At 63.7% G+C, this 24644-nt stretch carries 27 protein-coding genes; 4 read left to right on the forward strand and 23 right to left on the reverse strand.

Annotated features, from left to right (window positions below):
- Positions 1-40 precede the first annotated feature (40 nt).
- The 12 genes from fliJ to GY937_02525 form a co-directional block, all read right to left on the reverse strand.
- Positions 41-1000 (reverse strand): flagellar export protein FliJ, encoded by a 960-nt coding sequence (gene fliJ / locus GY937_02470; protein MCP5055569.1) that lies wholly within the window; start codon positions 998-1000, stop codon positions 41-43.
- On the reverse strand, positions 997-2370 hold the full coding sequence (locus GY937_02475; GenBank protein MCP5055570.1) for a FliI/YscN family ATPase: 1374 nt from the start codon (positions 2368-2370) through the stop codon (positions 997-999). The genes fliJ and GY937_02475 overlap by 4 nt, the downstream gene beginning before the upstream one ends.
- Positions 2367-2996 carry a hypothetical protein gene (locus GY937_02480; GenBank protein MCP5055571.1) on the reverse strand — a complete coding sequence of 210 codons (630 nt, stop codon included), beginning with the start codon at positions 2994-2996 and terminating at the stop codon, positions 2367-2369. Before GY937_02480 ends, GY937_02475 begins: the two co-directional genes overlap by 4 nt.
- On the reverse strand, positions 2980-3981 hold the full coding sequence (gene fliG, locus GY937_02485) for a flagellar motor switch protein FliG (protein ID MCP5055572.1): 1002 nt from the start codon (positions 3979-3981) through the stop codon (positions 2980-2982). Before fliG ends, GY937_02480 begins: the two co-directional genes overlap by 17 nt.
- Before the next feature lie 3 nt (positions 3982-3984).
- Entirely contained in the window at positions 3985-5544 is a 1560-nt protein-coding gene (gene fliF / locus GY937_02490) for a flagellar M-ring protein FliF (GenBank protein MCP5055573.1), read from the reverse strand.
- A 15-nt stretch (positions 5545-5559) separates the two neighbouring features.
- Positions 5560-5865: a flagellar hook-basal body complex protein FliE gene (locus tag GY937_02495; protein MCP5055574.1), complete on the reverse strand. Its 306-nt coding sequence runs from the start codon at positions 5863-5865 to the stop codon at positions 5560-5562.
- An 11-nt stretch (positions 5866-5876) separates the two neighbouring features.
- Entirely contained in the window at positions 5877-6302 is a 426-nt protein-coding gene (gene flgC / locus GY937_02500; protein MCP5055575.1) for a flagellar basal body rod protein FlgC, read from the reverse strand.
- 37 nt (positions 6303-6339) lie between these two features.
- Entirely contained in the window at positions 6340-6732 is a 393-nt protein-coding gene (gene flgB, locus GY937_02505; protein ID MCP5055576.1) for a flagellar basal body rod protein FlgB, read from the reverse strand.
- Between the two features lie 181 nt (positions 6733-6913).
- Positions 6914-8206 (reverse strand): sigma-54-dependent Fis family transcriptional regulator, encoded by a 1293-nt coding sequence (locus GY937_02510; protein MCP5055577.1) that lies wholly within the window; start codon positions 8204-8206, stop codon positions 6914-6916.
- Complete coding sequence (locus tag GY937_02515; protein ID MCP5055578.1) at positions 8203-8790, reverse strand: HAMP domain-containing histidine kinase; 588 nt, start codon at positions 8788-8790, stop codon at positions 8203-8205. Before GY937_02515 ends, GY937_02510 begins: the two co-directional genes overlap by 4 nt.
- A complete protein-coding gene (locus GY937_02520) occupies positions 8787-10934 on the reverse strand; it encodes a hypothetical protein (GenBank protein MCP5055579.1) in 2148 nt (715 codons plus the stop codon). The genes GY937_02515 and GY937_02520 overlap by 4 nt, the downstream gene beginning before the upstream one ends.
- Positions 10931-11470 (reverse strand): hypothetical protein, encoded by a 540-nt coding sequence (locus GY937_02525; protein MCP5055580.1) that lies wholly within the window; start codon positions 11468-11470, stop codon positions 10931-10933. Before GY937_02525 ends, GY937_02520 begins: the two co-directional genes overlap by 4 nt.
- Positions 11471-11680: 210 nt before the next feature.
- On the opposite strand from GY937_02525, the gene GY937_02530 reads away from it, so the two are divergent.
- Positions 11681-12523, forward strand: a complete 843-nt coding sequence (locus GY937_02530; GenBank protein MCP5055581.1) for an HDOD domain-containing protein — start codon at positions 11681-11683, stop codon at positions 12521-12523.
- Positions 12520-13920, forward strand: a complete 1401-nt coding sequence (gene sthA / locus GY937_02535; protein MCP5055582.1) for a Si-specific NAD(P)(+) transhydrogenase — start codon at positions 12520-12522, stop codon at positions 13918-13920. Before GY937_02530 ends, sthA begins: the two co-directional genes overlap by 4 nt.
- 58 nt (positions 13921-13978) lie before the next feature.
- On the opposite strand, the gene GY937_02540 is transcribed toward sthA, so the two are convergent.
- Both GY937_02540 and GY937_02545 read right to left on the reverse strand, forming a co-directional pair.
- Complete coding sequence (locus GY937_02540; protein ID MCP5055583.1) at positions 13979-15103, reverse strand: GGDEF domain-containing protein; 1125 nt, start codon at positions 15101-15103, stop codon at positions 13979-13981.
- Positions 15104-15175: 72 nt separating this feature from the next.
- The gene (locus tag GY937_02545) at positions 15176-15397 is read right to left on the reverse strand and encodes a hypothetical protein (protein ID MCP5055584.1); all 222 of its coding nucleotides are present in this window, start codon (positions 15395-15397) and stop codon (positions 15176-15178) included.
- A gap of 149 nt (positions 15398-15546) precedes the next feature.
- On the opposite strand from GY937_02545, the gene GY937_02550 reads away from it, so the two are divergent.
- A complete protein-coding gene (locus GY937_02550) occupies positions 15547-15852 on the forward strand; it encodes a flagellar basal body rod protein (protein MCP5055585.1) in 306 nt (101 codons plus the stop codon).
- 22 nt (positions 15853-15874) lie between these two features.
- On the opposite strand, the gene GY937_02555 is transcribed toward GY937_02550, so the two are convergent.
- The 5 genes from GY937_02555 to GY937_02575 form a co-directional block, all read right to left on the reverse strand.
- The gene (locus GY937_02555) at positions 15875-16864 is read right to left on the reverse strand and encodes a response regulator (GenBank protein ID MCP5055586.1); all 990 of its coding nucleotides are present in this window, start codon (positions 16862-16864) and stop codon (positions 15875-15877) included.
- Positions 16861-17199: a hypothetical protein gene (locus GY937_02560; protein MCP5055587.1), complete on the reverse strand. Its 339-nt coding sequence runs from the start codon at positions 17197-17199 to the stop codon at positions 16861-16863. Before GY937_02560 ends, GY937_02555 begins: the two co-directional genes overlap by 4 nt.
- Complete coding sequence (gene fliS / locus GY937_02565; GenBank protein MCP5055588.1) at positions 17196-17549, reverse strand: flagellar export chaperone FliS; 354 nt, start codon at positions 17547-17549, stop codon at positions 17196-17198. The genes GY937_02560 and fliS overlap by 4 nt, the downstream gene beginning before the upstream one ends.
- Positions 17550-17596: 47 nt before the next feature.
- Positions 17597-19015, reverse strand: a complete 1419-nt coding sequence (fliD, locus tag GY937_02570; GenBank protein ID MCP5055589.1) for a flagellar filament capping protein FliD — start codon at positions 19013-19015, stop codon at positions 17597-17599.
- 116 nt (positions 19016-19131) lie between these two features.
- Positions 19132-19956 carry a flagellin FliC gene (locus GY937_02575; protein ID MCP5055590.1) on the reverse strand — a complete coding sequence of 275 codons (825 nt, stop codon included), beginning with the start codon at positions 19954-19956 and terminating at the stop codon, positions 19132-19134.
- A 435-nt stretch (positions 19957-20391) separates the two neighbouring features.
- On the opposite strand from GY937_02575, the gene GY937_02580 reads away from it, so the two are divergent.
- The gene (locus GY937_02580; protein ID MCP5055591.1) at positions 20392-21513 is read left to right on the forward strand and encodes a GNAT family N-acetyltransferase; all 1122 of its coding nucleotides are present in this window, start codon (positions 20392-20394) and stop codon (positions 21511-21513) included.
- Here GY937_02580 and GY937_02585 read toward each other — a convergent pair.
- The 4 genes from GY937_02585 to flgK are packed head-to-tail and all read right to left on the reverse strand — an operon-like array spanning position 21486 to position 24639.
- A complete protein-coding gene (locus GY937_02585; protein MCP5055592.1) occupies positions 21486-21980 on the reverse strand; it encodes a flagellar assembly protein FliW in 495 nt (164 codons plus the stop codon). The genes GY937_02580 and GY937_02585 overlap by 28 nt on opposite strands.
- Positions 21977-22231 (reverse strand): carbon storage regulator CsrA, encoded by a 255-nt coding sequence (gene csrA / locus GY937_02590; protein ID MCP5055593.1) that lies wholly within the window; start codon positions 22229-22231, stop codon positions 21977-21979. Before csrA ends, GY937_02585 begins: the two co-directional genes overlap by 4 nt.
- 2 nt (positions 22232-22233) lie before the next feature.
- Complete coding sequence (gene flgL, locus GY937_02595) at positions 22234-23178, reverse strand: flagellar hook-associated protein 3 (GenBank protein ID MCP5055594.1); 945 nt, start codon at positions 23176-23178, stop codon at positions 22234-22236.
- A gap of 12 nt (positions 23179-23190) precedes the next feature.
- Positions 23191-24639, reverse strand: coding sequence for a flagellar hook-associated protein FlgK (flgK, locus tag GY937_02600; GenBank protein MCP5055595.1), 1449 nt, complete (start codon positions 24637-24639; stop codon positions 23191-23193).
- Positions 24640-24644 lie beyond the last annotated feature (5 nt).

Raw genomic sequence — 24644 nt, forward strand, 5'->3', positions numbered from 1 at the left:
CTTTTTCATCTTTGTCCCCGCTGGGTGGAGGGCTTCGCGGTCATTGGGTCGAGGGGTTTGCGGGTTCCATCGCCAACGGGTGTGCAACCCGGCGGCTCATGTCGAGTGCGCGCATTTCGGAAATCTGAGCCAGCACGGCGGCAGATTGTTTGTCTTTCATCTTCGAAACGATCTGTGTCGCGAGGCCGACCTCCAATTCCTCGAGCAACGATGCGGCTCGAGCGGGCTGGAGAGCGGCATAGATCTTCGCGAGCTTTCTCACGGCGTCGCCGTTGTCCGCTTCCCAGGCTGCGATGCGCTCCTCGACGGTCCCCGCGAGTTCCTCCAGCTCTGTCAACTGCGCAGCGATCGCGCGCTCGAGTTCTTCGACGGCCTGCTCTCGCTCATCGAGCTCCTGCTCTCGCCGGTCGAGTACGGCCTGGCGGGCACGAATCTCCGCCAGGAGCGTGGTCACTCCGTAGTCTTGCTCTGCCGTCGTGGACGCCTTTGTCTCGCTTGCTGCCGCTTCGAACGGTGCGCCCCAGGGCACGGCCAGAATGAAAATGAACAGCCAGGCGCCGAGGCGACCTGTCGCGAAGCGGCGCAGACCGGCTTCGTCGAGACGACGTTGTTCCTGTCGGGCCCGCTCCTGCTGCTCGCGCTGACGATGCAGGGCCTCGATGCGTTCGAGCGCCTTGACGCGTTGGCGTGCCTTCAACACCGCGTTCCGACAGATTTCGACTTCCTGCCGTGCCGTGCGGATCTCAGCGGCTGCGAAAAGCGTGTCATCGCCCAACTGAGCAATCCCGTTCGCCGCCTGACGCAATTCACATGCGTCGAGCCCCCCTTGGAGACGATCCCGCAGGAAATCACGTTCACGATGCGCTCGAGCGCGAACCTCATCGGCAGCGCGAATCGCCCGAGCTTCCGCCCGTTCGGCTTGCGCCAGCTGATAGGCCGCCTGGTCGAGTTCGTGGCTACGAACACGCAGGACAGCGCCGAGCCGGAAACCACGTTTCATACGATGCCCTCCGGAACGGCCGGAAGCGCCGGCGCGGTCGCGAGTGCGTCCGCGAGGGCTCCGAAGCTCGTCTCCAGGTCCGCCGCCTCATCACGGCCCTGTTGGAGGAAGCGCAGTAGCGGATCGCGGAGCCTTCGGGCTTCGTCGATGGCCGGGTCGCTGCCCTCGGCGTAGGCACCGATCGAAATCAGATCTTCTGCATCCCGGTAGGTTGCGAGGAGCGCCCGGGCACGGGCGGCCTGGGCCACCACTTCGGGCGAGACGACATCAGGCATGACCCGCGAGACGCTGGCCAGGGAATCGATGGCGGGATAGTGCCCGCGTTCTGCGAGATCCCGAGACAAGACGACGTGCCCGTCCAACAGAGCCCGAGCCGAATCGGCAACCGGCTCCATCAGATCGTCACCTTCGACGAGCACCGTGTAGATGGCCGTAATCGATCCACCGTTGGCGCCGGTTCCGGCGCGCTCGACGAGCTTGGGCAACTCGGCCCACACAGAGGGCGGATAGCCGCGCGTTGCAGGGGGCTCGCCTGCACCCAGGCCGATTTCGCGGAGCGCGGTGCAATAGCGGGTGAGTGAATCGAAAAGAAGCAGTACGTGGCGGCCTTGATCCCGCAGCTCCTCGGCCAGGGCCGTTGCAAGGTTTGCGGCGCGCTTGCGTAGGAGCGGCGGCTCGTCGCTCGTCGCGACCACTACGGTGGAATGCTCGAGGGCGCTCCCGAGATCGCGTTCGACGAATTCGCGCACTTCGCGCCCCCGCTCGCCGACCAGCCCGACGACCACGGCATCGGCGTGCGCCTGGCGTGCGATCTGGCCCAGGAGTGTCGACTTGCCGACCCCCGAACCGGCGAAGAGACCGATGCGCGCGCCCTGGCCAACCGTCAGCAAGGCGTTCAATGTCCTCACGCCGAGATCCAGGGGCGTGTGGATTCGTTCGCGATCGAGCACGCGTTCCGGCCTTCGTACGAGACTTGCGCCGCCCCCCTGCGGCAGGGAATCGCCGCCGTCCAGCGGACGACCCAGGCCATCGATCACACGACCGAGGCAGCGAGCGGCCGGCGGTGCAGTGACCTTGCTGGCACGTAGCCGCAGGGGCGTTCCCGGGCGGACGCCGCTGGCGTCCGAGAGGGCCATCAGTACGGTGCGACCCTCACGAAAACCGACCACCTCTGCATCGAGCTTATGGCCTCGGACTGGTTCGAGCTCGCATAGCGAACCGATTCCGGCCGGCAGGCCAAGCGCTTCGATGGAAGGACCGACCACGCTTGTCACCCGACCCTGCAATTCGGCGCGCGAAGACGCCGCGAGACGCTCCCCACACGTGAGGAAGAACTCCTCATGAACATTCTGCGGCGCCGGGGCACTCATTGGCTTCCACCGTTCGTCGCCAGCAACTCTTCCCGAATGCGTGCCAACGCCCGATCGAGCTCGATTTCGAGCAGGCTCTCACCGCCCTCGACGCGGGCCTGACCCGGAGCCAGCTCGTCGTCCGCAACCAGCGTCGCCCCCCAATCTCCTGCAAGCCGCTCCAGCGTCGGCGCGCCTCCCGCCCGCAGGATCTCGTAGTCGGCGGAGGAGAGATGCACCGTTGCTGGTGAATGGCCTTGCAACAGCTCGAGGGCGTCCGTGAGCTGCGCCGCCAGAGCGTCCGGATCAGCTTCGATTTCTCGAGCAAGCAGGTGGCCGGCGATGGCAAGTGCCAGATCCACGATTGCCGTGCGCTGGCTGCGCAAGCCATCACGTTGGATCGCATCGAGCGATTCGGCTGCGGATGCCATCGCTTCCGTAGAACTGCGTAGCCGGTTCGCGTCGTCCCACGGCAACTCGGCACTTCCGGCCTGGCGGCCCTCCTCGAAAGCGGCTGCGAGTTGCTCCTCGAGCGAAGTGGCGACTGCCGCTTCCCTCGACGTGAAGCCGCCGCCCTCTCCGAAGAGCGGGTCCGCCTCGAAAGCCGTATGGCTTCCCGACGAATCGGCCTTAAACAAGGACGTCATCGGAGCCTCCGATTTCGATGGACAAGTGGCCTTCTGCCTCGAGGCGGCGAGCCACGTCCACGATCTGCTCCTGGACGGTTTCGACTTCAGCCAACTTCATGGGACCGAGCAGCTCGATCTCCTCCTTGATCTGGTCGACGGCGCGGGACGAGAGGTTCGAGAAGATCTTCTCTTGCATCTCCTCGGAAGCGGTCTTCATGGCGACGGCCAGATCTTCGGTCGATACCTCGCGAAGGAACGTCTGGAACCCGCGCTTGTCGATGTTCTGCAGGTCCTCGAACGTCAGCATGCGTTTGCGGATGTCGATTGCGACTTCCGCATCCCGCATGTCGACACCTTCGAGAATCGAAGTGCCTTCATCCTTCGGAACCCGATTCAGCATGTTGGCGGCAGCCTTCGTGCCACCCGTGCGAGTCGTCGAGACCTTCTGCCGCCGAAAGAGCTCCGCCACTCCGATCTCGAGATCGGTCATCACGTCGGTCGCAACGGGCTGCATGCTCGCCAGGCGCAGCACCACTTCGGGCTGGATCGCCTCGGGAAGCGTGTTGATCACCATGGCTCCCCGATCGGCGGGGATCTGGGAGAGAATCAACGCGATCGATTGCGGATGTTCGTCCTGGATGCGATCGCAGATGAACGTCGGATGGTAGGAGCGAAGCGTCCAATCGATGCGTTGCTCATCTTGTCCGAGCTTCTGCAGGATTCCGGTGGCGCGTCCGCCCTCGAGACCGTTTTCCACGATCGCGAGTGCCGTCTCCCGCCCGCCATTGATCGATGTGTCCTGTTGGCCGATCGATTCCTGGAACTCCCCCATGACGAGCTTTTGGATACGCGGGGCAATTTTTTCCATGCGCGAAACTGCGGACAGAGCCTTCTCCACCTCCTCATCCGAGAGCTGGGCGAGGTAGTCCGTCACTTTGTCTTTCGGCAACGAAAGGATCACGATGCCGACCTTTTCGGCGCCTGTAAGAGTCTCGAACTCCACTCGTTATTCCTGATTCAACCAGTTGCGAAGGGTCTGAACCCCTTCGTCCGTCTGAACTGCGGCAATCGGTCCTTGATCGATGGAACCCTCCGATAGCTGCCCAGCAGATGCTGGAGCGGCCAGCGCGGAGGCCTCGAAATCCGCCACCGTGGCCGGAAGCGGGGCAGGTGTCGCCGCCTCGATCGTGTCGAGCACCGGCCGTACGACCAGGCGCGCGAACAGGAGAAGCGCAAGCACGACAGCAACGACACGCACGACCGTCCCGATCAGGAAGAGGATCTGAGGTGTCAGGAGCCCATCCTCGGGAATCTCTCCCCCAGGCGTCCGGAAGGGAGCACTGCTGACGGTAATCTGGTCGCCTCGCTTCTCATCGAACCCCACAGCCTGCCGGGCCAGGCTCGTGAACAGCGCGATCGATTCGTCATCCCAAGGCAAGGCGTCCCCGCCTGTTTCTTCCGGCAGCTTGTCTGCGATCAACACAGCGATCGAGAGGCGTTCGATCTCGCCCATCGGCTTCACCTGCCGGCTCACCTTCTTGTTGATTTCGAAGTTGATCGTCTCCGACGTGCGGTTGGAGCTTGCTTGCGAACCCCCACTGGACCCTTCGGCTCCCAGATTCGGCGTATTCGATGCGATACCAGGGACGCCACCTTCGCTGGCGCCGCCTTCATTGGAAGTCTCGCTGCTTCGCTGCTCGCTTCGCGCGATCTGGGAATCGGGATCGAAGACCTCCTCGGTCATCTCGCGCTCGACGAAATCCATATCCGCCCGAACCCGGGCGATCACGCCACCGGGGCCGACTGTCTTGCTGAGAATCGCCTCGATACGATTGGCGAGATCCTTCTCTACCCGCTGTTGGTAGGCGGGAGCGCCCCCAGCCGGAAGTGCTCCTCCGGCCAGGTCTTCACCGTCTGCGGTGAGCAGACGGCCACTGCCATCAACGATCGTCACATCCGAGGGGTCGAGGGATTCGACACTGGACGCCACGAGATGCACGATCGCACGGACCTGACCCGGCTCGAGCTGGCGGCCCGCGTGGAGCCGCGTGATCACGGCCGCACTGGGCTTTCTTTCAGCAGAAGCAAGCACGCTCTTGCGTTCGGGAATGACGACCTGCACCCGAGCTCGCTCCACAGGCTCGAGCTGCTCGATGCTGCGGGCTAACTCGCCTTGCATCGCCCGGGAGTAATTCACCCGATGCACGAAATCCGTAACACCGAAGGCCGGCTGATCAAAGAGCTCGAACCCCGCCGACCCACCATTCGGCAATCCCTTGCCAGCCGCCCGGATGCGCGCTTCGTAGACCATCGGCGCGGGGACGAGGATGGTCGTGCCGCCTTCGCCGATCTTGTATTCGATGCGCTCCTCCCGGAGCAGCTCCGCCACCCGGGCGATCTCGCCCTCGGGAAGCCCGCGGTAGACAGCGCGATAATCCGGCGTTGCCGCGCCGTAGGCGATCCACAGGAGGAAACCCAGGGATCCGAACGCAGTTGCGCCCAACACGGCCTGCCGGCCGGACGGGAGTGCCCGGATTCCATCGATGAGATTTGTGAGCCAGTCCATATTGACCTTGGTTTCCTAGAGCTGGAGCCTCATGATCTGCTGATAGGATTCGAGCACGCGATTTCGCATCGACACGACGTGACGAAGCGAAAGCTCGGCCTTGGAGAGAGCCATGACGGCCTCGACGATGTCACCCTTGCCTTCCGCGATTTGACGGGCCTGGGTCTCTGCCGCGGTCAATTCGCGATTGGCGTTCTCGAGCGCGGTCTTCATGTGGTCGGAGAACGGAACGGCTGTGCCGGTCGGTGTTGCCTTCGCGCTGAGCGGAGTTCCGAGCGGCGGAACCGTGAGCTGGGCGGCAGCGATGCGACTGGGGTCCATGGATCGCCTTCCTATCCGCCGAGCTGCATGGCTGCACGGGCCATTTCACGGGCCTTTCGCAGAATCAGCAGGTTGGCCTGGTAGGAGCGGCTCGCCGACATCATGTTGGAGAGTTCCTCCACGACGTTCACGCGCGGTAGCGATACGAAACCCTCTGCGTTCGCGTCCGGATGTCCGGGGTCGAAGCGCGTAATGGCGGGTCGCTGGTCCACCGAGATCCGGGCGACGTCGACCTTGCGCACCGCGCGGGAGAGGCGATCCGCGAAAGGCCCACCCACACCGCTCGTCTCGAAGACCGGATCCCGACGTCGATAGGGCCCGCCCTCCGCCGTGCGGGTCGTCTGAGCGTTGGCCAGGTTGGACGCGGTAGCCGCCATGCGCGCGCGCTGGGCAAGAAGGCCGGAAACGCCGATATCAACGATCTCGGAGAGCTTCATTCACATGCCTTCGTTGCGAGTTCCGGTTCGCGGGACATCACCTGGCCTCACCTGTCACGGCGATGCGCCGCAGGATGAGCAATCTGGAGAGCACGGCCGCCTGGTCCTGGAAAGCGCCGGAATTGCGGTTCAGGGCGATCAGCTCGCTGTCGAGCTCGACACCGTTGCCATCCGGGCGCGATCCCCGCGGACCACGAGTAACCCGGTAGTCGGCATTCGAACCCGAGCCTCCCGTACCAAGATGCTTGGGATCGGTCCGTTCGAGCTTGGCCGCGGCATCGGCCAGGGCTGATTTGAATTCGAGATCCACGCGCCGATATCCCGGCGTGTCTGCATTGGCGATGTTTCCCGCCAATGCTGCCTGACGCGCGAGTCGGAAGCGCATTGCGTCTTCCAACTGCGGCATGGCTCCTTTCACCGGCCCGGGCATGGTCTCCTCCCGTCCCCACATGGGGATCGTCGGAGGAGACCAGTGCAAAGGGAGTGCCACCGCGAGATCGCCCCTCCGACGAGCAGCGCACGTTTCGGCCCGGAAAAGCCTCCCGCGTTGCATCGTTGCGTTTCAGCCTGAACTGCAGGTGGGAAGTTTCTGCCGCCTGCGAAGTGCGGGTTCAGGCGAGTTCGTAGAGGCGAATCTTGTTGCGCAGCGTGCGCACGCTGATTCCGAGGGCCCGAGACGCCATGGTGCGATTGCCGTCGGTGACCTCGAGAGAACGAATCACCGCAGCGCGCTCGAGTTCGCGAAGATTGAGAGAGCGCAGCTTCGGAGTCAGGGAATCCCCCGAGCTCCCGCTCGGTGAAATCAACGGATCCAGATCGATGGAACGCCCCGGATAGAGCAGAGCGGCCCGGCGCATCAGGTTTTCGAGCTCGCGGACGTTGCCGCGAAACGGACGAGAGGAAAGATCGGCAAGGGCCGCATCCTCGAGCCGTGCGGGCTCGCTGCCCGAGCTGGCAGCGAAGCGATCCAGAAACGATTGCGCGAGCAACGCAATATCCCCAGGGCGTTCGCGCAGCGGAGGAATCCTCAAGGTGACGACATCGAGCCGGTAGTACAGATCCGCCCGGAAGCGACGACTCGAGACCTCCCGTTCCAAATCTCGCTGAGTGGTCGCGATGACCCGGATATCGAGTGCCTGCGGCTTGCGTCCTCCGAGCGGGATCACCTCCCGTTCCTGCAGCGCACGCAGGAGTTTGGGTTGAAGGTCGAGCCGCAGGTCGGCGACTTCATCGAGGACCAGGGTTCCCCCGTTGGCCGCCGCCAGCTGGCCCACCCTGGATTCGACCGCACCGGAGAACGCACCCTGGGCGTGCCCGAACAGCTCGCTCTCCGCCAAGGTTGGCGTCAGCCCGGCGCAACTCATCACCACGAACGGTCCGCGACGGCGGGAACTCCCATCGTGGACCCAACGTGCGAGAAGTTCTTTGCCCGTACCAGATTCGCCCACCAGACGAATCGTTGCCTCACTGGTCGCCACGCGGCGCAGCTGCTCCAACAATGCCCGCATGCGGGGGTCCTGGGTCAGGAAGGTCCCATCCGATGGACCATCGTGCTCCCTCCGCAAGACCTGGGCCAACGCCCGCTCCAACGAGGACACGTCGAAGGGCATGCGCAGGTAGTCGGCTGCGCCAACGCGGAATGCATCGACGACCAGGTCGACCCCCGGACGCCCACCCACGGCAACCACCCCGACATCCGGCGCGCTACGCCTGAGTTCTTCGACCAGGTGGAGGTCTGCATGACAGCTCACTTCGATGAGGGAAGCATCGATGTCACCTTCCGCTGCTCGCGCCAGCAGCACTTCATCGTCAGCACCTTCTTCTGCCGAGTAGCCGGCAGCGCGAGCAACCGCCAGCACATCCCGGCGCAGGCCTTCGTCGCGTAGACGCGCGAGCACCCTCACGTGGCTTCTCCCGCGGAGAGCCAGAACACGGCGCCACTGGCGGTACTCTCCGCCTCGGTGCCACATAGAAGGGCAAGCGGTTGGAGCCGACGCAAGGCGTCCGCTGCGTTCAGATCACCCGTGATCGGCAGCTGCCAGCGTGCTTCGACACCCCAACGTCCTTTGCCGGGAACGAGCCCGACTTCGAGAGGGCCCGGCTGTGCGTGCTCGGCTGCGGCTCCGGTGAGCGCGATGACCGCTCGACGAAGCACGGCAGGATCGAGCGGTGGAGAATCTTGTGGGCTTTCCACGCGTAGATCCAGGCCTCGCGCTGCAAGCACCGGGCGAAGACGCGCTGCCACCTCTTCGAGCACGGGCGCGGATGGGCAATCACGGGGCGGACCGGGCGGAGCCAGCACACGGAGAGCGAGCTCCAGCTGCCGATCGATCGTCGCCACAGCGTCCCGAATGGTGCAAGCAAGCTCGGCGGTGCGGGGCGTCCTGTCCTCCCGATCGAGTCGGCTGGCCGCAAGCTCGACACGCGACAACGGTGCGCGGATTTCAAGGATGGCGGAGGCCAGCTCAGCGTCGCGGGTTGCGCTCACGGCGTCGCCTCTCCGCCGGGCAGGAGGGCTCGGCGTGTGGCGGAGAACCCTGGGGCCCCGATCTCTTGCCGCAGCTCGAAGGCTCGTAGCTCGAGCGTCGCCAATCGACTCCAGTGATCTGCGCCGGCGGTGGGAACCGCGGCTCGTTCGAATTCACGGCGGCGCTGCCGGTCCTTGCTCAATCGGGCCCTTTGAAATCTGGCCCGCGCGCGCCTGGATCCATCGGGAAGAGACTCGGCCGCGAGACCGTAGTAGTAGTGGGCGCGCCCAAGCTCGCCGGCATCGGCCAATCGATCCGCCAGCACCAACGCGACGCCAGCTCGGACGGAAACCTCCGAGTCATCTGCTTTCGGGTCGGGGTCGAGCTGCCAGCGCGAGGTCTCGTCCTCGAGGAGCATCATGGCATCCTCACCCGCAACTCCTCTTGCGACCAGCTCCGCCAGCCAGCCAAGGGCGCGCAGAGGTGCGTCTCCCTGCTGGACGATCGGAAGCAGGAGTTCGGCGGCTGCCTCATCTCGCCCCTCGCGCAATGCCAGCTCGGCCTCGAAGAGCGACCAGCTATCGCCGGCCAGACCGCCAGCCGGGACGTCTTCGGATTCGCCTCCTCGAAGATGGGCGCGGAGTGCAGCTCGTACCGCTGGAAGATCACCTGCACCGAGGGAAGCCCGAGCGAGCCGAAGCGTGAGCCGTGTTGCGAGCTCCGGACCAAATGCGCGCGTGACAGCGCGATAGCTGGCCAATGCGGGCACCGGCATTCCAAGCGCGAGATAACAATCCGCCAGAGCCACGAAGGGCTCACTCACACGGGCTTGACGCAGCAGCAGCTCCCGTCTGCCCCCCAACCGGCGGACGGTGGTTGGGCAATGGGATTCGACTGCCGCGAGCAGCGCCGCATCCAGATCATCTCGATGGGTTGGTGCGAGCTCGTCGTCCGCATCTTCATAGGCGAGCCGTGCGTAGGTTTCCAACGCCTGATCGATCTCGCCTGATTGCACCTGGCGATGGAGAATCAACGCTCGAGCATGAATCGAAAGCCCCCGCTCGGGGGATCCAGCTGCTTCTCGCAGCACTTCCAACCGGTCTGCCTCCGTAGCCTCGCCCAGCTGGTGATCGGCAATGCGAACTCTTGCCAGACGACGAACGTCCCGATCCGAGTGGACATCCGCTACCCGCTCGAGAGCGATCAGGGCATCACTGCCGCGGCCGCGTGCGACCAGGACATCCGCCTTGCGAATCACCGCAAGACCGGTCGCCAGTTCATCGCCTTCCAGATCTGCTGCCCGGGAAATATGCACGAGAGCACGACGTGAATCTCCAGCACGAAGAGCAGATTCCGTCGCGACGCGATCAAAGGCCCGCAGATCCAGATCCAGCGAGCGAGCCTCTTCGAAACGAGTGCGGAAACGCAGCCAGCCAACCCGGGCGGGCAGCTCGTCCCCCATGCCTGCAACCAGGCGCAAGCGGGCTGCGGCGGCCAGGCGGTCGACCGTCGCGTCGGCAAGGGACTCATAGAGCGAACGTGATTCCTCGTTGCGCCTGGCGAGGAGCATCGCCTCAGCACGCAGGAACCGTGCGGCTTCCGCGCGGTCGGCGGGGAGTTCAGCACCTTCGCCCTCCCGGAGTGCCCGAAGGGCCGATGCGCTCGCTTCGGGTGCCCGGTGATTGTGCAGCTCGGCACGGCCGCGTTCGAGAAAAGCGCAGACACGAGCTTCGCTGCTCCCACCGCGACCGAGGGCCTGGTCGATAACGTGGATCGCTTCCGTCCGCCGAAGCCTCGTATCGGCGACCCGGGCGCTGACGACGGCCAGCCACAAGCGCAGTTCCGGATTCAGGCGCTCGCCTTCCTTGCGTCTCGTTTCTTCGGCCAGCTCGAGAACCCGACGCACGGCCGATTCTGAGCCGCCGCGCAGGAATGGCAGAACGGGAAGAAGGGTTGCCGGCGGCTCCTTGGGCAGACAAGGCCCGAGAGCGTCGAGCACGGGCAGCCAAGCCCGACGCGCCGAGAAGATTCGAAACGGATCCGGAGGAACCTCGATGGCTTCGGGCGGCATCGTCTCGGCCTCGGACTCCGCGAAACCTGTTCGGCCCGGAACGATGAGCGTCAAGACTGCGCCGACCAGGAGAATCGGGATCCGGTGGGTCACTCGTCTCTCATCGCCCGCTGACGAAGCTCCGAGCGTTGGATCTCCAGCACGTGGGCAATCACCGCATCCCGATCGCACTCGGCGATGACCCGAAACCCTGTTGCGATGGTTACGGACTTTCCCTCCGCTTCACATTCCGCGACCCGCCCAATGCTCAGAACCGTATGATTGGGTGTGCCGGGGATCGTAATCTCCATCAGTACGTCGCTGTCGAGGGCGACTTCCTCGCAGACAGGAAATCGGATCCCGGAACCGGAGAGGGTCACCTCGAGCGCCCCCTCGGAGGTCATCCAGGATTCTTCTTCGGTCTCGAAGCGGGCGAGAATCCGATCGAGCTTGGTCTCCACCCGGTCGAGCCACTCTGCGAGGCCCGGATCGACTCTCGAGACATCAGGCGCTTCGCGGGTTTGAATCTCAGATGTCAGACCCGCAATCTCGGAAGGAATCACCCGCCGGCAGCGCACGGGTAGAAAGGTGGAGACACGGTAGTAGGAACGCTGGTCCGCACCGCTGTACGACGTGTTGGGGACGTTCAAGAGACGATCCTCCTCGCTTCTACGAAGATCATCAGCAAATGACGTGCCAGCCTGGTAGGCAAGGGGGGGACGTCCTGCGCCTCCGTTGTTTCATCTTGCAAGTTCGCCCATTTCATGTGCGAGCAATTGAAGCGGGTTGCGGGAACAACCACATGTGTTCTGCGACTTCCTGTAAAGCTTCGGCGGAAACACACCGACGTGTGAGAAGCCATGGCTCGAAGTTCCGAATCCATACGAAGAGAGCTCGAACGCCGCTACGACGCGGGGAAGATCGAACTTCCCCTGCTTCCCGAAATCGCCCAGCAAGTCATGGAAACGGCTTCGAATCCGTTGACGGCTTCCGCCGACCTGGCAACGCTCGTACACAGCGATCAGGGCCTTGCGGCAGAAATCCTGAAAGACGCGAATTCCGCGATGCAAGCGGGCCGAGTCGCCATCGTGTCCCTTCAGCAGGCCATCTCGCGGCTCGGCATTCAGCGCGTCGTGGAGCTCGCTGTCGCGGCGAGCGTGAGAGATGGTGTGTTCTCGGTGCCGGGCTTTCAGCAGGAACTCCGGGGGCTCTGGCGTCGCTCTCTCGGCACTGGCCTGTTCGCGAAGGAAGTGGCCCGGGCGTTACGCGAAGATGTCGAGGCCGCCTTCCTTTCTGGCCTTCTGCGAAACGTCGGCACCGCGCTCCTGATCCGTGCCCTGGCGCGTATTTGTCGTGTGAACGAACCGAACATGCGTCCCGAAGAATTCCTGGAGCTGGACGCTGCTTTTCGCGTGCGCCTGGGACTCGATGCCGCCGAGAGCTGGGGCCTTCCTGAGCACGTTCGTGATGCCATCACGTTCGATGGATCGGTACCACCGGAAACCGGTACGACTCATGCGAAGCTCGTCCTTCTGGCCGAGCGACTCTTCGACCTGATCGATGCCGACGATGAGAACGCTTCGAAGGAAGAGGCTCTTCGCGATGATCCGATCCTCGACGTCCTGGGAATCTACCCTGAAGACCTCGATGCTCTCCTCGAAGTGGGCAACACGGTGCGGGAGATGCTGGAGACCGGCGAGTGAGCGAACGCAGGACGGTCGAGATTCTCGTCATCGGAGGCGGGCCGGGTGGGCAGAAAGCGGCCGTTGCCGCCGCCAAGGCGGGGAAACACGTCGCGCTGGTTGAATCGGGAAGAGATATCGGCGGCGCCTGCGTCCACACCGGGACCATCCCCAGCAAAGCATTGCGCCAGCTCGCGGTCGAAGCCCGCGGTGGTGCCGACACAGCCGGAGAGGTCGACGATGGCCAACGGGCCCTTCCCCTGGCGGAACTGAAGGCCCGTGTCGAAGCCGTGCGGACGGGTCATAGCCGGTTCATGCGGGCCCAGTTGGAACGCAACGGAATCGAGATCGCGCACGGCCGAGGACGATTCGAATCCGATCATGTCGTTTCGGTCACGACGCCAAGGGGCGCCGTCACGGAATACGAAGCAGAGAGCATCGTCATCGCGACCGGCTCGCGCCCGCGTGAACCCGATGAATTCTCGGTCGATCACGAACACGTCCTCGACAGCGATTCGATCCTTTCGCTCAGCTACGTCCCCGAGAGTCTGATCGTGCTGGGCGGGGGGGTCATCGCCTGCGAGTACGCCTCGGTCTTCTTGACGCTCGGTAGCCGCGTCACGATCGTCGACCAAGCGCCCAGGCCCATGGCATTCCTCGACCCGGAGCTTTCCGTGGGCTTCATCGAAGCCTTCGAACGCCGGGGGGGAACCTACGTATCCGAGGCTCAGGCGACGGGAATCGAATGGGACGGGTTCTCTCGCAACATGGTCACGCTAGGGGATGGCAGCTTCCACGAAGCCTCGAAGGTCCTGGTGGCGCTGGGGCGGGTCGGTTGTCTTCCCGAACTCGACCTCGAACGAGCCGGCCTCGAGGCGAGTTCACGCGGCCTGCTCGAGGTGAACGAGAATCTGCAGACCCGCGTGCCCCACATCTATGCCGTTGGCGACGTCATCGGCCCGCCGGCCCTGGCCACGACAGCGATGGAGCAGGGACGTCGCGCCGCGACCCACGCCGCAGGCGGCCAGATCGTCGAACAGGATGCGGCGCTGCCGGTCGGGATCTACACGATCCCCGATATGGCCACAGTGGGCCTCACCCAAGCGGAAGCGGAAGAGCGGGGAATCGACACCGTCGCTGGCCGCGCGCGATTCGACGAGGTCGCACGGGCGCTCATCAACCACCGCACAGAAGGCTGGCTCAAGCTCGTCGCGGATCGACACAGCGGCCGACTCCTCGGTGTGCAGATCCTTGGCGAGAACGCGACTGATCTCATTCACGTGGGGCAGGTCGCCATTCACGCCAGATGGAACGCGGACGACTTCGTCGAAAACGTGTTCAATTTCCCGACACTCACCGAAGCCTACAGGGTGGCTGCGCTCGCAGTCCTTGGTGAGCTAGGCGCCCTCAAAGCGTAGGCCCAGCTGACGAAGCTGCGATCACGGCTCATCTCGACGAGGTTCCGGGATCCTATTGCTAGGCGTCGGGCTCTTCGTTGGATTCTTCCCTGTCGGACGTCTTTCCGTCGATGGCGAGGGCGATTCGATCCCGCCCGAGCTCCTTGGCCTGGTACAAGGCGCGGTCGGCCCGATCGAACCAGCTTCGGGCATCTTCGCCAGATTCCAGCCGTGCAGCGCCGATCGAGACGGAGACCCGGATCGGCTCGTCCTCGCCTTCGCACACTACATCGAGCTCACGAATGGCGAATAGCAGCCGATCACCGATCTTGTTCGCTGTCTCGAGACTATCCTCGAGGATCACGGCGGAGAATTCATCCCCGCCGTAGCGCGCCAGGAAATCGCCTTTGCGCCTGAACGTATGGGCCAACGTCGACGCGACCTGACGCAACACCTCGTCGCCAGCGGCATGGCCGTACCGATCGTTGACCCACTTGAAGTGGTCCACGTCGATCATGAACAAGATGGCTGGCTGCCCGAGCACCAGTCCGAGACTGACCACCCGGGAGACCTGTTGGTCGAGGCCTGCGCGATTGCAGATCTCGGTCAAGGCATCGACCTGGAGCTGATCCTTCACCTCGACGAGTTCGCTCGCCATATCGTCGAGTTGGCCTGAGAGCTCGTTGATCTGGCCCTGCTCGCGGAGCTTGCGGCCCTCGATGCGACTCTGGATCAACGAGATCGATGAGAGGGCCTCGCGCTTCAGTGCCTCGGTATCGTTCGAGTCCACCGCGCGGCGCAGATCGAGCAGCTTGGAGGCGACTTCACCATCCGTCTGGCGATCTTCGGTGATGGCCCGCCCGAGACTCTCGACGAACTGCCAGATGACCTGGCGAAGGTCTTCCATGTTGCGCGTGACGTATTCATGCTCGGCCCTGCGATGCTCGCGGACGAAGCGTCCAAGCCCGGTCCAATCTTTCTTGTTGGCGGGCGGAGCCGATGGATCATCCAGCCCTGGCCGGGGCGAGGCGAGTGCGGCGTGGCGAGCCCAGCCCTCGAAATCCTCCTGGATTTCCTCTTCTTCACGCCCTTCCAGCGCAATGGCCATCTCACCCCAGACCCGAAGGGCTGCGACGAGCGCGTCTAGCGCGGGATCTTCATCCGTTCCTGCTGCAGACGAGTTCTTCTTCAACGGCGGTCCCACAAGCGCCTCCTTCGGCACCTGTTTCGGCTGCTTGGCGTCCGCGGAAGATCGGGCTTTTCCCCGATACTTCGCTCAGGCTCGGAGGGAGAACTCGGGAAACGCGTCTTCCCGTCGATCTCGGGACTTCCTGCGCCGATCCAGAACCACATCCAAGGGCGCGCCATCGTCTGCGACGGCGCCGAAACGCGCATGAGGACCGGCGTGAACGCTGCTCTTGCGACGTGCGGATGCCATTCCCAACTCGATGGACGTCCAGGCGACACAGGCGAGACCCGTCAAGAGAATCAGCTCCATGCAAGTGAGTGCCCGATCCGCCCGAAGAGGTGACGGCTGGGGAGAAGCCTTGAACAGGATCAGTGAAAACCCCCAGGCCCCGGGGGACTTGCTCAAGACCCGGCTGGCCGTCGACGATGGAATTCATTGGGGAGGGGCGGAGGAAGAGCATGATCTCCAACGCCGCATCGGCGGGCCTTGCGGGCCTCGAAGCCGCTTCCAAACGTCTGGAAGCATCGGCGCATAACGTTGCCAACGTCAACACGCGGAACTTCCATCCCGTTGAAGTCCAACAGGCGGTCGACGCGTCTGAGCGACCTCAAGCCGTCGCGACCCGTTCCCCGGAACCGCAGGAAGTCGATCTGGCGCGTGAGGCGGTGGAGCAGATGAAGGCGTTGGTGGGCGGCCAGGCTGCCCTTCGAACGCTGGACGCCGAGATGGAGCTGAAGGGCTCACTTCTCGATATCAAGGTCTGACCCGAGAGAGAGGATCCTGGCTTCAGGAGCGGCGAGCCGCTGCCACCGCCCTCTGGATTTCCACTAGATCGTACGGTCGAAGGACGAAGCCGCGCGCGCCTGCGCGTAGTGCGCATTCGACCATCCCGCGCGTCGCCCGCTCGTGCGCCAATAGCGCAATGGTCCCGGAAGTCTGTTCGTTGCGCACCAGATGCTCAACGAATTCGAGACCGGACCGGCCTCCCAACTCCCACGCGACGATCACTGCGTCGGCCTCTTGGATCGATTCCCGGCTGTCGTCACCGAAATCGGCAGGATCGATGGCTGCGAGCTCTTTCTCCTGCTCCTCACTGGCCTCCTCGATGCGGTCCCTTTCCTCTCCGTCCGAATCGATGATGATGACCGAGGCTTCCTCTGCCAGAGAATCCCCTGCGGCCTTTCCATCGCCCTGTCCGATCAAGATCAAGAGAGGCGCCGGGTCGAACCCCTCGACACCAAGCTCCAGATCGATGCACCACTGCGTTCCGTCACCGAGCCATGCAGTATTCGAGGAGGCGTCCTCCAGCGGACGAGCATCTCGAAGTTGAAGATCACCGAACTCGTGGGGCTCGAGCAGACGCGTGAGCACAGCCGCAGCGAGCTTCATGACTTCACCGAAGCCTTCGGAGTGAGCGGCGAAATCACCCCCTTCGCGAGCTTCGCCGACCGCATCCCCCTCGAGGCCGGCCTGGAGAGCTGCGAGGCCGATGGCGTCCGGAGTGGGGCAAAGGAGGTGAACGTCTCGCGGTTGATCTCCTTCGCTGCGCGTCTGCTGATCGACGACAACGTCCAGGCACTCGAGGTCGGCGGCCGAGACAGACCGCGTGCCCTTGACCTCGACCGCGGCCGCGGGCCCCAGGAGCGCGCTCAGATCCTTGGAGAATGCCTCGGAGAATTGCGTGGCCACCTCAGCGAGGCTCTCCGAATCGAGTCCGTCTTCGCCAGACGCGACTTCTTCCTCCTCTTCGACCGCGTCGGCCTCTTCTTCGCTCATGCTCGCCTACTTACGAAACGTGGTGCCTCTTTGGGGCACTTTTCAGTGACGACACGCCTTGCATGACGTATCTGCTCGAGTTCTTCCCGAATCCCGGAGAGCTGTGCGCGGGCCTGTTCCTGCACTGCGCGGTCGAGGGCGAGTACATCCTCGACGACCTGTCGGGTATCTGAATCGATGCCGTTCCGCGCCGCTGCCATGAACGCGTCGAAAGCAACCCCACGGGCCTCGAGAGCTGCCTCCATTGCTTCAGCATCCTGCCGCTCGACGGCGCCGGCAAGACCGATGGCCGCCTTGCGCAGGGCCTGGGCCCTGGCCCCGAGGGCAGCGCTCATGCTGCGCCGCGCTCGCCGCGACGCGCCAGCTCGGAGAAGGCTTCCTCGAGCGTATCCAGCACCTTGAGCGCGTGGTCGATCGGCTCTCCGCTCCGACGCAGATTCGCCTCGGTCAGGCGCTCGATCACGAAATCGTAGAGCCGCTCGAGATTCGTGGCGATCTCCCCGCCGCGTTCGTGGTCGAGCGAGCTTCGAAGCTCTCCCACGATGGCGACAGCCTTCGTGATCGAGCGTCCGCGATCCGCCGGTGAACCCTCGCCCCCGATCTCTCGCGCATTGCGCGCGTGCCGAATCGCTCCCTGAAACAACTTCGCGACGAGCGACTCCGGTGTCGCCGTCGAAATGTCCATTTGCTGATATCGGTTTCCCATCTCCCCCCCCGAGACGTGTAACGCCCCTATGACCTCGGTATGAGCAAGCTATTCAACGAGTTTCCCTGGCCCTGGAGCGCCGCGATCGAGGACTCGAGCCTCGAGAACTGGAGCACGAGCAACTCCTCACGCTTCTCGAGCCGCGCTTCGAAGCGCTCGATCTGCACGTCGAAGTTCGAGATTCTCGTATCCAGGCTGCTATCGATGTTGGCGAGAATCCCGCTGCCCGTTTCGATGAAGACGTCGATCGCGCGTGCCACGGCCGTCGCCACGCCGTCGTCCGTGGAAACTCCCGTGCCCAGGCCGGCCAGGAACTGGCGTACCGCAAAGGGATCTTCGTCGAGCTTCTCGGTCAACTCGGTCGCGTTCAAGCTGAGCCGGCCATCCGAGCCGAGCTCGATTCCGAACTCGCCGACCGAGCGAATGGGGTTGCCCGAGAACGCATAGGGCTTCGAACTACTGCCCTGTAGAGCCGTCTGCAGGGCGAACTGAATGCCTCGCAATGTCGGGTTTCCCGAGAGGGGGCCCGCCTTGTTCGCATCCTCATCGAAACGGCTCTGGGCAGTGACGAAATCGACGACCGAGTTGTAGGCATCGACCAGGGCCTGGAATTTTTCCGTGAGCTTCTCGTCATCCCGCTGGACGTCGAGCGTCACGGGAACTCCGGGATCCGCCGTGTGGAGTTTCAGCGTCAAGCCTGGGATGACATCGGTAATGTCGTTTTCCGGGCGGTTGATCGTGATGTTTCCGAATACGGTGATCTGCGCATCCTGTGCGGCCTGGTCGAGGGCCACGTCGACGAATGGCGAGGCTGCGGGGCCCGAGATCGTCGTCGTCGCGCTGATGTCATTCGCGGCACCTGTATTCGCGCCGGAGACGATGAGACGATAGTTGGTCCCATCGAAGAGAATGTCGGCGCGCACGTTGCCCTGGTTGTTGGCATCCGTGTTGATCGCGTCCTTCAGATCCTGGAGGGTTGCCCCGGTGGCACCGACCGTGATGTCGATATTCGCCGCTCCGCCATAGTCGATCGTCATCGTCTCGCCCGAATTGGCGATCGTCGACGTATCGGATCCGAAGGCGGCTGAAAAGCGCCGGCCTACCGTAGCGAGCTGGTCCACCTGGACGTCGATGGTTCCCGGTGTCGCGTTTCCGGTCGCGTTCCCGGTGAGGACCACATCGTTGGAAGAGCCGACTGTGAACTCGAGCAATTCCTCATCGAGAGTCGGGCCGCTGAGCAGGCTGTTCTGATTGTCGATGGCCGCGGCTGCGTCGCGGAGTGCCTGCATCTTCGTATTGAGATCACGAAAGAGCGACTTCTGGTTTTCGACCTCGGCCTTGCGCTGTTCGACCAGCTCCAACGGCCGCCGTTCGAACTTGATGAAGGCAGAAATCAAGGCTTCCGTATCAAGCCCCGACGAAAGCCCACCGACTCGAATTCCCATCTCGCGTGTCCTTCCTCAATTGGACGCGGTGGCCCCGAAGGCGGGGGTCGGACCCGCCCTCGGGGCTAACGAGGGGTGTGGAAAGCGACCGCGTCGCCGCTCCCCACGGAGAGGATCTACTGGAGTAGCGCCAACGCGTTCTGCGTCGACACATTCGCCTGGGCGAGCACCGAAATACCGGCCTGCTGCAGAACCTGGTTCCGCGTCAGGATGGCCGTCTCGGATGCAATGTCGACGTCCCGGATCCGGGACTCAGCAGCCGCCGTGTTCTCCACCGAGACTGCGATCGAACGGATCGTGGACTCGAGGCGATTCTGGGCGGTACCGAAACCGGCGCGCAAGGACGCGACGGTGCCGATGGCCGAGTCGATCAACGACAGGGCCGCCTGGGCGTTGGTTACCGTATCGATACCAGCCGTATCGACACCAATACCCGTGGACGTGGCATTCACACCAGTGACCGTGATCTGGTCATTGGCCGTGTTGTCCACGCCTACCTGGAAGGTGACGCTGGCGGCAGTACCGTCCAACAGCGCCGTGCCGTTGAACTCGGTAACCTGGGCAATTCGTCCGATCTCGGACACCAGGTCGTTGAACTCATTGTCCAGCGTGGTGCGCTCGGAAGCCCCGAGGGTGCCGTTCGCGGACTGGATGGCGAGTTCGCGCAGACGCGTCAGGATGCCACTCGTTTCGTTGAGCGCTCCTTCTGCGATCTGCAGCAGCGAGATGCCGTCGTTGGCATTCCGCTGCGCCTGCTGAAGACTCCGCACCTCGGCGCGGAACCTCTCGGAGATCGCCAGACCAGCTGCATCGTCGGACGCGCGGGTGATCCGCAGGCCCGAAGAAAGCCGTTCCAACGAACGCTGCAGGTTGTTGGTCGTGTTGGCGAGGTTTCGCTGCGCGTTAAGCGAAGCGATATTGGTGTTGACTCGAAGACCCATGGGGTTTTGTTTCCTCCGTGAACGGTCCTGGCTCACCGATCCTTGGTGGGCCATTGTTGGTGACCAGCTCATTCACTCGAATGCGCCGGTGGGGGGACACCACGTGAGCACGCTCACTCGGCATCCGATCCCGGCATTTCCCCTTTTTCAACAGCCGGAACCGCAGTCATGGCTGCAAGGCGGGTGCCATGAGCCCTGGAGGAAACGCCCGAGGCCGTCTCCTGGCTTCGCCGTCCTCCGATCAACACGCGGCCTTCCCTCGAACCATGCACGCGTGCTGCGTGTATGTGATGGCCGGCACTCCATTCTTTCGAAGCAGCGACGTTTCAACTCGAAAGCCTTGAACACAATTCGTCGTTCCCTGGTGACGAGAATGCGCGCGAGCACGGCACCGTTCTTGCGGGAGAAGGTTTCGATTCTTCCGGGAGTGCATTCATGGTTGGGGAAAGCGATGCGGTCGGTCGCGTGACCTCCGAGCAGTGGCCTGGCGTGACGGCGTGGCTCGAGCGCGGCCTCCGCGACGGCATCCGGGGAAGACTCCAGGCGGAGTACCCGATTTCCTTGACGCCCGAGAATGCTGGCTCCCAGAGGCTCGTTCGAAGCGGCGGCCATTCCTTGTCCCATGCCATGGTTCACCGTGTGACAGGGCGAATCGGCGACGCGAGATTGCCGCTGGGATTGATTGGCCTGGTCTATACAGAGGAGGAAGCCAGAGGCCGGGGCCTGGCGGGACGTTGTGTCGAAGCCTGCGTCGAGGACCTTCTCCGCGACGGCGTCGCGCTGGCGGTTCTGTGGAGTGATCGCCACGCCTTCTACGCACGCCTGGGGTTCCATCCTGCAGGCCGTGAACGATTCCTGGTGCTCGACCAGAGAGTGCTGGGGCGCTTGGCCGCCTGTGACGAAAACGACCCGCTGCCTCCCGTCAGCGAACCCTTGGCCGCGCACTGGCCGGCGATCGAAGCATTGTACGAGGCGAGACGTTTTCGGGCCGATCGAAGGCCCGGCGATCTCGCTCTGCTGGCGGCGGCGCCGGAATCCGAGCTTCGGGTCGCCTGCCGTGATGGCCAACCGGTTGCGTACGCGGCCCTCGGACGCGGGAACGACTTTGCCGAGGTCGTCCACGAGTGGGCCGGTGAGGAAGCAGGGGTCATCGCCTGCCTGAAAGCCCTCCTTGTTGGACGCCGAGCCGTAGGCTTGATGACGGGACCCGAGGATGGCGACCTCGTCGCCCGCCTGCGCACAGCCGGGGCTGCGCAACACGATGGCGTTTTTGGCCTGGTACGCCTGTTGGATCCACGCGGGCTTTGGAAGGAAGTGCGGACCCATGTCCCCGAGCTCGAGGGGATCGCGTTGGCAAGAACTCATGGCGGAGTTCGCGTCACGGGCAGTACTGGCTCCGTGGAGATTTCCGACCCGCAGGCACTCGCCCTGCTGCTCGAAGGGGATTCGCAAGCCGACCTGAGCGCTCTCAGACCCGCCCTTTCCGATCGGGAATGGCACGGGCTGGAGAAGCGCCAGCCCCTTCCCCTCTATCTCTGGGGATTCGATTCGATCTGAGTCGCCTCTGGAGCTGCCGAATCGCCAGGAACGGACGGAATGGGCAAGGGCTCGCGTGTGGCGTGATGGCTCCGCTCGAGGATCACCTGTGCGCCTCGACGAGCCTGTGAATTGACCAGGAGTGGCGCTGCAAGATTCAAGGTCGTCGCTGCCTCCCGAACGGTGGCAATCGCGTAGAGCTCGATGCCTTCGGTTGTCTTTGCATCGATCGATTCGAGTTGGGATCGGCTCAGGTCCGGTGCGTACTCCGGAAAGAACTGGCGCGGGTCGGTTACGACGAATGCCAGGTCCGCCCGGTCCAGGCTCACGAGCCATAGGAAGGCCGAGTCACGATCGTGACGCAGCAGGGCGAAACGGCGCACGTCCGCGAAGCCGGGCAATCCGTCGAACGCCAGCACCTGGTCGGCCGGGATCTCGAGTCGCCCGAAGCGTTGGTGATCCATGGTTACGTCGTCTGCTCCGCTCACTTGCCGGCTCCCTTGGCATTTCCATGGGCTGCCGTAGCGGGCAGCCAGCGCTCCAGATCTTCCGTCTCGACAGATGCCGCCTCGACGTTGGCCGCGACGATCCGGTCGAAGACTTCTTCGCGGTGGACGGCAACTCGCCCAGGCGCCTCGATCCCGATGCGCACCTGTCCTCCCGCTGAACTGATCACGGTGATCCGGATCTCGGAACCGATCCGAACACTCTCTCCGGCTCGGCGGGTCAAGACCAGCATGGCTAACCGATGAAATCCAGCAGGGTGCCCTGGATCAAGCGGCCGTTGGCCTGGAGAGACGCCTGCAAGGCAACCTCCTGGCTGGCGAGGTCCGAGAAGACCTTCAGGGAGTCTGCGTCCTGGGTATCCGAAAGGCGTGTGGTGAGATCGACGAAACGATCGTCGAGGCGCCTCTCGAACGTGTCGAGTTGGGTGAGCGATGCGCCGAAGCGGGTGCGCTCGACAGAGATCTGACTGATCGCGGTATCGATCCTCGGGATCGCGGCATTGATCTGGGCAACGTTGTCTGTCGCCAGACCGTCGCGAAGATCCGCAAGCATCTGGAAGATGTCCTCGCGTCCGGCATCCACCACGCCGTTGCCGTCTCCGTCGCCCATGAATACGCGTTGGCCATTGGAGGTAGCACGCGTGCGAACGGCTTCGTCGATCTGGATCTCGATCTCGTTCGTGTCCCCCGCGAAGGACACAGTTGGCGATGAGGGCGGCACGTCCACGAAGGGACCGGAAGAGACGAAGGGTGCGGTATCGGTGGTGTAACCGCCGAACAGCGCGCCACCAGCGATCCGGCTATTCCCCTCGGCAAGCATGCTCGCGTGAAGGCCCTCGATCTCCTGGGCGATCTGTGCGCGCGATGCTGCATTCTGGGTACCGTTCGCGCCCTGGATTGCGAGCTCTTTCGCACGGACCAGCAGGTCGGTCGCATTCGCCAGCGAATTCTCGCCCGCCGCCAGACGCGTACGGGTCTGGCTGATGTTGCGTTGATATTGGGAGGTCGCTTCGAGACCTGATTTCAAGAGCATCGCGGCAGACGTCCCGACCGGATCGTCGGAAGGGCGATTGATGCGCAAGCCGCTTGCCGCCTGCTCCTGGGTGCGCGCCAGCCGGACGCGCGCGCGATTCAGATCTGCGAGTGCAGAGCGGATGATCATCGATTGGGTGACACGCATCGCCGCCCCCGCCTAGAGGATGTTGACCAGGTCATCGAGCAGCCGCTGCACGACACTGATCACCCTTGAATTTGCCTGGAATGCGGCTTGAAGCTTGATCAGATCCGTCACCTGCTCGTCGATCGAAACCCCGGAAACTTCCTCGCGTCGATCCTCGAGGCTCTCGACGATCTTCTCCTGTTGCATCAGGGAGGAGGTCATGCTCTGGGCTTGTTGGCCGACATCGACCGCGACTGCGACCGCATGTTCGATCATGCTCCGACTCGGCCCGCTCGCCGGTCCGGGCGGATCTCCTGGCAGGAAGAGAGGTGATTTCTGATCTCGTAGCGCAGCCAGAGCAAGGGCGTTCTGGTTGTCTCCTGCGGCGGAGGTGATGCCGGCCGCGATGTCGTCGGGGTTCGCGAGTATATTGGCGGCGATCGTCAGATCGCGGGCCGCATCTTCAACCACCGGAAGCGACGTGAAGAAATCTCCCGTTACGCCAGTGAGCCCCTGCCCGGCGTTATGCACAGCATTCACGCTGGTCGTCAGGTTGTACGCCACTGTATCGAGGGATCGGATCGCTCCAGGCAGGATCGTATCGCGCGCTCGCAACAGGCCGCCGAGCTCTCCAGCGCCGACCTCGGCCGTAATGTTGCGAGTGCTCGACTGGTCCTGTAGCTCGATCCGGACGAACCCGGCGCTGAAGGGATTCGCCGGGTCTGGAACCGTACCCAACGTTCTTGCTCGTCCACCCTCGACCAGTGCCGCGCCGCTCATCATGGTGACGGAAATACTGCCGTTCGGACTCTCGAGATACGTGATATCGAGAATGCCAGAAAGCTCCCGAAGCAACCCGTCGCGTTGGTCGCGCAGGTCATTCGCCGGGGTGGCGACATTGATCTCCGTGCGTGTGATCTCGCCGTTCAAGGTGTTGATCGTGGCCAGGATGTCGTTGACCCGAGGGATGATGGCCTCGATTCCATTGTTGGTGGAGGTCATCAGATCGCGCAGCCGATTGTCGGTTCCGTTGATGGTATCGACCACTGCCTGGGTCGACGCGACGAGCGCCGCTCGCTCGGCGGGTGCGCCAGGAGCGGAAGACGTCGCGAGATCGTCGATGGCATCGTAGAACTGTCCGAGAGCTGCGGTGATACCGCCCGAATCCTGCTCGTTCAGGATCTCCTCGACGAGAGAAAGCACCCCGGCCTGAGCATCGGCAGATGCCGCCGCGCCACGTTGGCGAACGAGCTGTGCCTGCACGAACGGATCCGTGATCCGCTGCACACCCGAGGAAATCACGCCGGTCCCCAGCAGGCCTACGCCGGTACGGATGGGGAAATCTGCCGCTTGCAACAGCCTTTGCTGGGTGTACCCCGGTGTATTGGCGTTGGCGATGTTGTGGCCGGCCACGCGTACGCCCGCCTGGGTGACGATCAACCCCTTTCGAGCGACATCCAGTGCACCGAAGATACCGGTCATGACGA

This window comes from bacterium (assembly GCA_024228115.1).
Lineage (GTDB): Bacteria > Myxococcota_A > UBA9160 > UBA9160 > UBA6930.